Annotated in this window: 6 protein-coding genes; 3 read left to right on the forward strand and 3 right to left on the reverse strand. The window is 70.5% G+C overall.

The genetic code is table 11. The annotated features are described in order from the left end of the window. Window positions 1-3,237, reverse strand: coding sequence for an NACHT domain-containing protein (locus ABZ795_RS03935; RefSeq protein ID WP_357528635.1), 3,237 nt, complete (start codon window positions 3,235-3,237; stop codon window positions 1-3). A gap of 227 nt (window positions 3,238-3,464) precedes the next feature. Here ABZ795_RS03935 and ABZ795_RS03940 point away from each other — a divergent pair, with 227 nt between their 5' ends. After that, entirely contained in the window at window positions 3,465-6,713 is a 3,249-nt protein-coding gene (locus tag ABZ795_RS03940; protein ID WP_357528637.1) for an AAA family ATPase, read from the forward strand. Between the two features lie 32 nt (window positions 6,714-6,745). On the opposite strand, the gene ABZ795_RS03945 is transcribed toward ABZ795_RS03940, so the two are convergent. Next, a complete protein-coding gene (locus ABZ795_RS03945) occupies window positions 6,746-7,603 on the reverse strand; it encodes an ABC transporter permease (RefSeq protein ID WP_357528639.1) in 858 nt (285 codons plus the stop codon). After that, the gene (locus ABZ795_RS03950) at window positions 7,600-8,613 is read right to left on the reverse strand and encodes an ATP-binding cassette domain-containing protein (RefSeq protein ID WP_357528641.1); all 1,014 of its coding nucleotides are present in this window, start codon (window positions 8,611-8,613) and stop codon (window positions 7,600-7,602) included. The genes ABZ795_RS03945 and ABZ795_RS03950 overlap by 4 nt, the downstream gene beginning before the upstream one ends. Window positions 8,614-8,836: 223 nt before the next feature. Here ABZ795_RS03950 and ABZ795_RS03955 point away from each other — a divergent pair, with 223 nt between their 5' ends. Together ABZ795_RS03955 and ABZ795_RS03960 are read left to right on the forward strand one after the other, a co-directional pair. After that, window positions 8,837-9,133, forward strand: a complete 297-nt coding sequence (locus ABZ795_RS03955; RefSeq protein ID WP_357528643.1) for a hypothetical protein — start codon at window positions 8,837-8,839, stop codon at window positions 9,131-9,133. Between the two features lie 292 nt (window positions 9,134-9,425). Further along, window positions 9,426-11,030 carry a M28 family metallopeptidase gene (locus tag ABZ795_RS03960; RefSeq protein WP_357528645.1) on the forward strand — a complete coding sequence of 535 codons (1,605 nt, stop codon included), beginning with the start codon at window positions 9,426-9,428 and terminating at the stop codon, window positions 11,028-11,030. Window positions 11,031-11,087: the final 57 nt, after the last annotated feature.

The raw sequence follows: 11,087 nt of genomic DNA on the forward strand, positions 1-11,087 counted from the left end.
CTACTTCCGCCAGGCCGGAATCATCCGCTCCGACATCTCCCGCCAGAAGTCGCGCAGATCCTCCCGGTCCACCTTCTGCCACCAGGCCCAGGAGGAGGGCTGACGCCACTGCCCGACGAGATCGGCCTGGTTGGCACAGAACGCCTCGTCCATCTGGTACGCCAACTCCTCGCCCTTGGGCGGCAACGGGCAGAGCCGGAAGGGGCAGTCGTCGATGCAGGTCGCACCGGGCTGGACATCCCGGGACTGCCGGCGGCTGAGATTGACCCGCATGGCGGTGCGGTCGATGGTCAGGCACGGGGGCAGTTCCGAGCGGTTGGATCGGCCCAGTCGGCGGGTGCGTTCGGTGTCGTCGCCACCCCGGTCGGCGAGATTGAGCAGCAGCATGACATCGGCGAGCAGGCGTTGTGCCCGTGGCTTCAGCACCGCCCAACCGTGCGAGGGCGGCAGCCACGATGCCTGCTGTCGACGGATGGCCGGCTGTGGACTGGCCGAGCCGACCCGACCGACGATCTCGTGCTCGTCGACCCAGCAGTGCAGCTCGGGGTGCCGGTCGACCAGCGCGGCGACGCACTCGTCGGCGACCGTCCGCACCAGTGGGTGCGCCGATTCGCCGTCCGGCTGCGGGGCGGCGTTCCCACCCCCGGCGATGGCCAGCCAGTAGTCGACCAGGCCGCGCGGGTCGGAACCGTGCCGGCCGATCTCACCCAGCGGCTCGGCGGGGTTCTCCGGCAGGGCCAGCAGGGTGAGCGCCTGGATGAGGGTCAGGTGCGAGTACCAGAACCGGGAGTGCCGAAGCGCCTCCTCGGCCGCTTCGGCGAGCCGACCACGGTGTGCCGAGAAGTGCCGGCAGTTGGCGGCCAGCCGGAAGCCCTGCGCCAGTTGGAGCTCCCAGACCCGGGTCGCCTCGTCGTCGGTGCGCAGTCGACCCACCCAGGCACGGAGGAGGTCTTCGGCCTCGGACCTGGGCCGCCAGCCGGGCCGTTCGGGTGGGTCGCCGGCGAAGAGGAACAGCGACGGGGCGAGCCAGGCCCGCAGTTGCCGAAGGCGCTCTCGACGGACCTGCGGGTCTTCGTCCGGCAGGTCGGCGTCCGGATCGTCCGGCAGGTCGGCGTCCTGGTCGTCGAGCAGGCTGCGCAGGGCGACCACGGCCGGGTCGCCGCCTCTGCCGAGTTCGCGGGCCGCCGCCAACCTGGTGAGGTACGAGGTCTCCGTCGCCATCATCCTGAACAGCGACTGGTACCCCGGCTCGGGCCCGCGCTCCTGGTCGATCAGCCGTGCGGCGTCGCCGAACCGGTGCACCAGGGCGATCTTGGCGTCCTCCAGTGGCCGGTCGGTGATCGAGCCGTCTCCCTGGTAGTGGCGCCAGGCATGGCGGATCTGCTGTGCCAGTTCACGGTGGGTGGGGTGGCCGATGGCGGCGTCCATCTCCAGGGCGGCGGCGAACATCTCCACCGCCCGGGTGCGGTTGCGGGTCCGGACCGCCTCCTGGCTGACCGTCCGGACCAGTTCCACTCGCCTGTCCCCGTCACCCGCCGACCTGGCGGTGGGGGGTTTCTGGCCGGAGTACAGGGTGAGGGCGGCCAGCAGTTCCCGGCCGGGCCCGTTGCGCAGTGCCCGGCGCAGAAAGCCCTCGTCCCGCAGCGCGGCGTCGAGGAAGCGACAGCCGAGGTACGCCTGCACCACCCCGTGTTGGAATCGGACGCCGTCCTGCTCCTTGACCACCATGTTGAGCCGGTCGCCGGTGGTCTCGGCCAGTCCGAGATCCTGCGGATTGTCCACACTGAGCTTGTCCAGTCGGGTGTCCAGTTCCTCCCGGATCCGCTGTCGGTCGCCGTCACCGGCCTGCCGGGGGACCGGATCGCTGTCCGGCCGGCGGCCGGTGTCGGCGTACTCTCCGGTCGGGCTGAGTTCGCTGGTGCGGACCTTGAGGGCGTTGTCGCGCAGGCCGAGGCAGGCCAGTGCGGAGAGCACCTCGATCGCCTCGCCGCGTTCCCTGGGCGGCAGGCCGTAGTCCTCGTACAGGTCCCCCTCCACCAGTGCCTGATGCCACTCGTCCAGCAGCCGTCGGCGGGTCACCGCCCGGCCCGGGCCCAGCGGCACCCGATCCAACCGGTTCACCTGGTAGAGCTTGCCGATGATCCGCAGGTAGAAGGGTGAGTCGGCGACATCGGCCATCTTGATCAACGAGGTGGCCTGATCCCATTTGGGTGTCGCGTCGACCTGGCGACCCTGGTTGCGTACGTATCCGAAGGCGGCGCCCTCGGAGAGGGGTTCCAGTTGGAGCAGCACCGCGTCCAGGGCGCGCAACGGGTCCTGGGGACGGGAGGTGATGATCAGTGGCAGGTTCTCCCGCTTGGCCTCGCCGACCGCCTGGCGGAGCAGGCTGTCCCGGTCATAGGGCTGTTCCGTGCCGGCCAGCACCTCATCCAGGCCGTCGGCGAGCACCACCAGCCGGTTCTCCCGCCACAACTGCCGCCAGGTCTTGTCCGCCTCGCCCTCGGCGTGCAGTTGGGTGTCGATGACAGCCTGAAAACGCTGCCGGGCCAGCGTGTGGAAGTTCAGGTCCGCCGGTGTCTGGACGTCACGCAGGTTGATCCCGACCGGGACCACCCCGACCTCCATCAGCATCTCGGCCAGCTTGACCAGGGTCGTGGTCTTGCCGGTGCCGATGCCGCCCACCAGCAGGAGGGGTCGACGGTTGTGCGGATCCCGCACCCGCCGGACCATCAGTTGACACAGGTCCTCCCGACCCACCACCTCGATGTCGCTGATGTCGTGCTCGGCGCTGGGCACCGCGAGTTGCTGCTGGTTGCGGGCCTGTTTCCGATACGACCGCAGCACCCGGCGGTATCGCCAGAACAGGAACACCGCCACGGCGAGGGCGGCCGCCAGCAGCCCCTTGACGAAATCGAGCACCTGCCCGCAGTAGTAGGGCCCGGCCTCCGAGCCGTTGCACCAGGTCGAAGGCCCACGACTGCCGAGCAGGTCCTTCCTCAGCACCGCCCCGACGAGTGAGTACACCAACCACAGGACCAGCAGAGTGGCGCCGCCGACGATCACCCACCACAGGACCCGGTGACCGCGTCGCCAACGCGGCGCACGAGCGGCCCGTTCGTCGATGCGCCGTCGGGTGCGACGTTCGTCGGCGCGTTCCCGACGGGTCCGCCATCGTCGCCGACGCTGCCGCAGCCACAGCCCGGTCTCGAAGACCGGGCCGCGTTTCGGTCGCCGCATGGACACCCCCGTGTCGCTTCGACGGTTACCGGACGCGTGGGAAGCGTCGCCCACCACCACGGTAGGTCCCGACCGTGGCGGCGGTGGCACGTTTGGGGTGACATCGCAGGTCGCGGACGACCCCCGCCGGCCGCCTTCGCAGGACAGCCGAACCGGGTCGGTATAGGGCGCAGGACGGCTGTTCGGAGCGCCCGCAATGTCGGCCCGGTCGGCTACCGTCGGTTTTCATGAGGGCGCAGTCCGGCGGAGTGCTGATCGGGCGGGAACACCCTGCCGGCCTGCTACGGGCGGAACTGGACCGCGCCACCGCCAGTCATGGCGGCCTCGTGCTGGTCGGCGGTGAGCCGGGCATCGGCAAGACCACCCTGGTGACCGCCGCCGCCGACGAGGCCCGCCGGCAGGGCACCCTGGTCCTCGGCGCCGCCTGTTGGGATTCGGCCAGCGCGCCCGGTTACTGGCCCTGGTTGCAGGTGCTGCGTGGGCTGCGCCGGTCGGCCGCCGACTGGGCGGTGGCCCGGGAGTCCGCCGAGCCGGCCCTCGCCCTGCTGCACGGCGAGCCGGCCGGTCATTCCGTGGTGGCCGGTCCGCACGGTGCGGGCGACGCGGCCGAGCAGGAGGCGTTCGCCCTCTACGACGCGGTCACCACCGCTCTGGTCGCCGTCAGCCAACATCGGCCGGTCGTGGTGGTCCTGGACGATCTGCACTGGGCCGACCCGGCGTCCATGCGACTGCTGCAGTTCGCCGCCCAGCACACCTGGTACGAGCGGCTGCTGTTCGTCGGCACCTACCGGGACGCCGAGGTCGAGGCGGGTGATCATCCACTGCGCCCGCTGCTGATGTCGCTGACCGCCAAGGCCACCACGATCACCCTCACCGGCCTGTCCCGGGACGACGTCGGAGTGTTGATCGCCCGCATCACCGGGCGGGAGCCCACCTCCGACTGCGTCGACGACGTCTACCGGCGTACCGGCGGCAACCCCTTCTTCGTCGAGCAGACCGCTCGGCTCTGGCACGTCGACGGCGCGACGAGCGGCATCGCGCCCGGTGTCCGGGAGGTGGTCCGCAGACGGTTGGATCATCTGCCGGAGGCGGTGGTCCATGCGCTCGTGGTCGCTGCGGTGCTGGGCCGCGAGTTCCACCGCGCGGTCCTGGCCGCCAGCGCCGGGCTGCCGCCGACCCGACTCGACCACCTCCTTGACGTCGCGGTGAGCGCGCGACTCGTGCTCGCCCACCCCGACGGCGGGTACGCCTTCGCCCACGACCTGGTCCGGGAGACCCTCTACGAAGGGCTCACCGACGACGATCGCAAGGATCACCACGCCGCCGTGGTCCGCGCCGTCGACGAGCACGCCGCGCTCACCGAGCGGCTGGTCCCCGCCGACCTGGCCCGGCACGCCTGGCTGGCCGGTGACCGTCTCGACCCGTACCGCTGCGCCGACCTGCTGATCGCCGCCGCCCGCGACGCCAGTTGCCGGCTCGCCTTGGAGGAGTCGACAGTGCACCTGCGTCGGGCGCTGGTGATCAGCCGAGACGAGGTGCAGCGGGTACGCATCATGATCGAGTTGGCCGATCGTCTCTTCCACACCGGCGACCAGGCCGAGGCGAGTCGACTGCTGGCCGAGACCACCGTGCAGGCGCTGGCGGTCGACGAACCTGCGCTGCTGGCCCGCTTCGCGCTCAGCGTCTATCGACACTGTCAGATCACCTCGCGGCCGGAGATCGACACGGAGGCGCTGGTGCGGGAGGCGTACCGGCGGCTCGTCGGGGAGCCGGGGTCCGACGTGCCGGTCGAGACCCTGGAAGTCGGCCTGATCAACGCCACCGAGGAGCTTGCCCGACGCAACCAGGACGACGGTGCGCTCAGCGTCAGCCTCTGGGCCCGCCACGACGCCGCATGGGGACCGGGAATGGCGGCCCGCCGAGCCGCGCTCACCGCCGAGATCCGCGAGGTGGCCCGCCGCTCCGGTGACCAGGAGACCCCGCTCTGGGCCACCTCCCTGCGTTGGGTCGCGCTACTGGAACTCGGTGACCCGCGCTACCTGGACGAGCTCACCGCCTTCGTGACCGCCGGCCGGCGGGCCGGCAAGGTCCGGCACCGGATGGCCGCCAACATCGACAGCGGAATCGTCAGCGCCTTCCGGGGCGACTTCGCGGCCGCCGAAGCCTGCTACGCCGAACTGCGCAGCCCCGAGGTGGAACCGTCGACGGGCTTGTGGTGGGAGGGGTGGGAGAACGACAAACACCTGTTCATCGATCGTCACCTGATCTGGTCGCTGTTGCTGCTGCGTGGGCGCCTCGACGAGGCCCAGGCGTTGCTCGACGGGCTTGATCCGGCCGAGCAACAGTTCCTCGAACTGCTCCACGCGGTCACCGCTGCCGAGCGTGGCGAGCACCGCCACGCCGCCCGGATCACCGCCCGGTTGGCAGCGGCCGGTGGCGCGTACCCGTCGGTGATCCTGCCGCTGTGGCTGCGGTTGCAGGCCCAGGTCACGGTGACCGACCCCGGTCGCTGCGAGGCCGCCCGGCAGGCCCTGCTGCCGTACCGGGGTCAATGGCTGGTCGCCGTGTACGGCTGCGACATCAGCGGCCCGGTCGACCACTGGCTGGCCGTGGTCGACGCGGCCGACAAACGCTGGGACGAGGCCGTGGCCGGCTTCACCGCCGCCCGGGACAACGCCGACCGGATGGGTTCGCGGCCCTGGTCGCTGATCGCCAGCACCGCACTGGCCGACGCCCTCACCGCCCGCAACGGTCCCGGCGACTCGGAGGTCGCGGCCGACCTGCGCCGCGAAGCCGAGCGCGAGGCCCGCAGCCTCGACATGCGACAGGTGCTCGCTCGGCTGACCGATCCCACACCGATCGGCTCCTCTCCGGAGCGGGCCGGTGGGCCACTGCTCGAAGCCGAGCCGGATGGGGCGACAACCGCCCTGGCGTACGAGTTCCGCCGGGACGGGGCGGTGTGGCGGCTCAGCTACGGCGGCACCACCGCGTACCTGCCGGACGCCAAAGGGCTCAACGACCTGCACCTGTTGCTCGGGTGCCCCGGGGTTGACATGCCCGCGGTCGGTCTGCTCGATCCGGCCGCCGGGCCGGAACTGGTCGCCGCTCGTCGGCTCGGCGGTGACGAGATCCTCGACGAGGAGGCCAGGAACCGCTACCGGCGGCACCTGGCCCTGCTCGACGAGGAGATCGACCGGGCGGCCCTGCGGGGCGACCAGACCAAGGTGGCGGCCCTGGAGGACGAGCGGCGGGCCCTGATCGAGCAGCTACGTTCGGCTGCCGGCCTGGCCGGCCGCAACCGCCGTCTCGGCGACGAGGCGGAACGGGCCCGCAAGACCGTCACCGCCCGGATCCGGCACACCCTGCGTCGTCTCGAGCAGCAACACCCGCCGCTCGCCGCCCACCTACGTCAGTCGGTCTCCACCGGTACGGCCTGCCGCTACCTGCCCACCGAGCCCGTGCCGTGGCGGCTGTGACCGGCCTGCCCGCCACGGCACGGTGTGTCTGATCAGCGGCGGTTGTAGCGGTACATGGTCAGGGTGCCGAACACCACCATGAACAGAGCACTCCACACCACCATCCAGGTCATGCTCGACACGTCCGTGGTACCGCCCATCGCGGCCCGCACCGACGACACCAGGTGGGTGATCGGGTTGGCCTTGACGAAGGCCTGGAGCCAGCCGGGCATGGTCGAGGGGTCTACGAAGACATTGCTGAGGAAGGTCAGCGGGAACAGCACCATCATGCTGGCCCCCATCACGGACTTCTCGCTGCGCAGCACCAGTCCGAAGAAGGTCCACACCCAGGAGAAGGCGAACGAGAAGACCACGAGCAGACCGATCCCGGCGAGTACCCCGAGCACACCTCCGTCGGGGCGGAAGCCCAGCACCAGCCCGACGGTCAGGATCACCACCGCGGCCAGTACGTAGCGCAGCACATCCCCGACGATCATGCCGACCAGGGCGGCGGGCCGCCACACCGGCAGGGTCCGGAACCGGTCGAAGACCCCCTTCTCGATGTCGGTGTTCAGCCCGACCCCGGTGTACATGGTGATCATCACGACGCTGGTCACCATGATGCCCGGCAGGAAGAACTGGAGGTAGTCACGCGGGCTGTCGGCGAGGGCCCCGCCGAACAGGTACGTGAACATCAGCACCATGATGATCGGGAAGGCCGTCACGTCGAACAGTTGCTCCGGCACATGCTTGATCTTCAGCAGGGCGCGCCAACTGAAGGCCAGGGAGGCGGCCAGTGGGCTGGGCCGGGGCGGTCGACCGCCCGGGGCGAGCACGGTCGCCAACGCCTCGGTCGAGGGGACGTAGACCGTCGGGGCCCGACCGGTCGAGGTGGTGGTGTCGCTGCTCATCGGGCTACCTCCACGGGGTCACGCTCGGTCTCCGTCGATACGGCGGGTCGGTCGGTCAGGGCCAGGAAGACCTCGTCCAGGCTCGGCTGGCCCAGGGAGAAGTCGTCCACCACGATCCCGGCGCGGGACAGCTCACCGAGTGCCCGGGCCGCCTGAGCGCTGGCGTCCAGGTCGCTGCCGTCCCCACCGACCCGGGCGGTGATCGCCACCGGATCGGGTTCCAACTGCACCGGCACACCGAGGGTGGTCTGCAACAGTTGTGCGGCCTCCGGCCGCTTCGCCGCCTCCCGCAGCCGCAGGTGGACCGTGCCGGAGCCGACCGACGACTTCAGCTCGCCCGGGGTGCCCTCCGCGATCACCCGGCCGTGGTCGACCACCGCTATCCGGCTGGCCAGCTTGTCGGCTTCGTCGAGGTACTGGGTGGTCAGCAGGACGGTAGTGCCGTGGGCCACCACCGCCCGGACGATCTCCCACACCTGGTTGCGGCTGCGTGGGTCCAGCCCGGTCGTCGGCTCGTCGAGGAACAGCAGGTCGGGGGTGCTGAGGATGCTCGCCGCGATGTCGATGCGGCGCCGCATGCCGCCGGAATACTTCTTCACCTGCCGGCCGGCGGCCTCGGTCAGCCCGAAGGCGGCCAGCAGCTGCTCGGCCCGCGCTCGGGCGGCCGGCTTGCGCAGGCCGAGCAGTCGGCCCAGCAGGATCAGATTCTCCGTACCGGTCAGGTCCTCGTCGACGGAGGCGTACTGGCCGGTCAGGCTCACCCGGGCGCGGACCGCGTCGGCCTCGGCGACCACGTCGTGGCCGAACACCCGGGCCTTGCCGCCGTCCGGGCGCAGCAGGGTGGCCAGCACCCGGACCGCGGTGGTCTTGCCGGCACCGTTCGGCCCGAGCAGCCCGTACACGGCGCCGGCCGGCACGGTCAGGTCCAGTCCGGCCAGCGCACGGGTCTCACCGAACGACCGGGTCAGCCCCTCGGCCTCGATGGCGAGGCCGGTGGCGCGTCTATTCATGATCTCGTTGTCCTTCCGTTAGCAGACTCCTGCGGGTCACCGGGGCATCGGCGGTGCGCCTGCCCTCTGGACCCGGATGCTGCCTCACCCCAGCGCACCCGTACGACAATTCCGGCCCACCCCCTACAACAACGACGGCGGCCGGTGGTCGGTCAGCTTCGCTTCACCGGCGCGAGACGGCGGCCGGTAGCCGCCAGATCAGATCTAGCGCGGCGGCGAGCAGGTGGCCCCGAGGGAGTTGGCCCGTCGGGTGCTCGACGCCGGCACCGAGGGGCTGACCCTGCTGGGTGGGGAACCCTTCGACCAGTCGGCCGCCCTGCTGGCGGCGACCGACCTGCTGGTGGCCGGTCCCTTCGAGGCGGACCGGATCGACACCGCCCGCCCCTGGGTGGGTTCCACCAATCAGGAGTTCGTGTTGCTCAGCGACCGGTTCCCGGGTCTGCTGGACGAGCTGTCGGTCAGCCCGGACCGGGTCGAGATCACCGTCGACCCGGCCGGTCGGGTCGCGGTGAACGGGTGAGCCGACCCGGACTCCCTGGACGAGTTGCTGGCCGGCCTGCGGGGTCCGCACCGCTGAACCGCCGTTGACCTGCCTCAATCGTCGCCATTGGACACCGTCGCTGCGGGCCAATCACCGAGGCAGATGGCGTACTGGAACGAACGTCTATGTGACCCGACTGAACAGATGCTTTGCCGTGTCCTGTCCGGTGCAGCAGGATGGCCACCAAACATCCGGCGCACGGGGGTGCGGGGAGCCGGATCTCCACAGAGGAAGGACGTGGCACATCGTGGTGCCTTTCTCAGGTAGGCGGGTGGTTGCCGCTATCGCGGCCAGCACCCTCCTGGGCACGATGGCGCTGGCCGGCCCGGCGCAGGCCAGCCCGAACAACAACACCGTCGCCAAGCTGACCAAGGCGGTGACGGTCAAGGGGGTACTCAAGCACCTCGACAAGTTCCAGGACATCGCGAACGCCAACAACGGCACCCGCGCCTCCGGGACCTCGGGTTACGACGCGAGCGCGGACTACGTGGTCCGGCTGCTGAAGAAGGCCGGGTACCAGGTGACCCGGCAGCAGTTCGACTTCGCCTTCTACGAGGAGTTCGGCTCCTCGTTCGCCCAGGTGGCGCCGACGGCCACGACGTATGTCGACGGGGTCGACTACACCCTGATGGACTACTCCGGCGCCGGGGTCGCCCAGGGGCTCGTCGTCCCGGTCGACCTGGCCCTCGACCCGCCGCGGGCCTCGACCTCGGGTTGCGAGGCCAGCGACTTCGCCGGGGTGGACGTGGTCGGCAAGATCGCTCTGGTGCAGCGCGGTACCTGCGCCTTCGGTGACAAGGTGGCCAACGCGGAGGCCGCCGGCGCGATCGGCGCGATCATGATGAACCAGGGCAACGGTACGCCGGAGGCCAACGCCGACCGGTACGACCTGTTCGCCGGCACCCTCGGCGCCCCGGTCGGCATTCCGGCGGTCTCGGTGTCCTACTACACCGGTGCGCAGTTCGCCACCACGCCGGGCCTGACCGTGCGGATCGAAGCCGACACCACCTCGGAGATCCGTAGCACCGAGAACGTCATCGCCCAGAGCAAGCACGGCCGCACCGACAACGTCGTCATGGCCGGGGCGCACCTGGACTCGGACCCGGCCGGGCCGGGCTTCAACGACAACGCCACCGGCAGCGCCGCGCTGCTGGAGGTGGCCCTGCAGATGGCGAAGGTCAAGCCGTACAACGCGGTCCGCTTCGCCTGGTGGGGCGCAGAGGAGGCGGGTCTGATCGGCTCGCAGTACTACGTGGACAGCCTGAGCCCGCAGCAGGTCGACGACATCGCCCTCTACCTGAACTTCGACATGATCGGCTCGCCGAACTACGTGTTCGGGGTGTACGACGGTGACGACTCGGCACAGGAGGGTTCCGGCCCGGGGCCGGAGGGTTCGGCGCAGATCGAGAAGGTCTTCGAGAAGTTCTTCGCCTCCCGGAAGCTGCCCACGGTGGCCTCCGACTTCACCGGTCGCTCGGACTACGGCGCCTTCATCGACGTCCAGATCCCCGCCGGTGGTCTGTTCACCGGGGCGGAAGGCGTCAAGACGGCCGAGGAGGCCGCCCTCTTCGGGGGTGTGGCGGGAGTCGCCTACGACCCCTGCTACCACCTGGCCTGCGACAGCCGTACGCCGGTCGCCGACGGCGGCGACCCGGCGGTGTACAAGTCGCTGGGCAAGAAGTACAAGCTGCACGGCAACGTCAACGTGTTCGCCCTCGACGTCAACTCCGACGCCGTGGCCGCCTCGGTGATCACCTTCGCCTTCGACACCTCGGCCGTGAACGGCGTGCCGGGCAAGGCACCCGGGAAGGGCAAGGGCAAGGGCAAGGGACACAAGCACCACCACAAGCACGGCCACAAGCACCACTGGAAGTAGGTCGGCTCAGCTCGAAAGGAGGGGCCCCTTCTTAACGCCTGCGGCAGAGGAGGGGCC

Origin of the sequence: Micromonospora sp. NPDC047134, from assembly GCF_040643455.1 — a bacterium.
In the GTDB taxonomy this organism is placed as follows: domain Bacteria; phylum Actinomycetota; class Actinomycetes; order Mycobacteriales; family Micromonosporaceae; genus Micromonospora.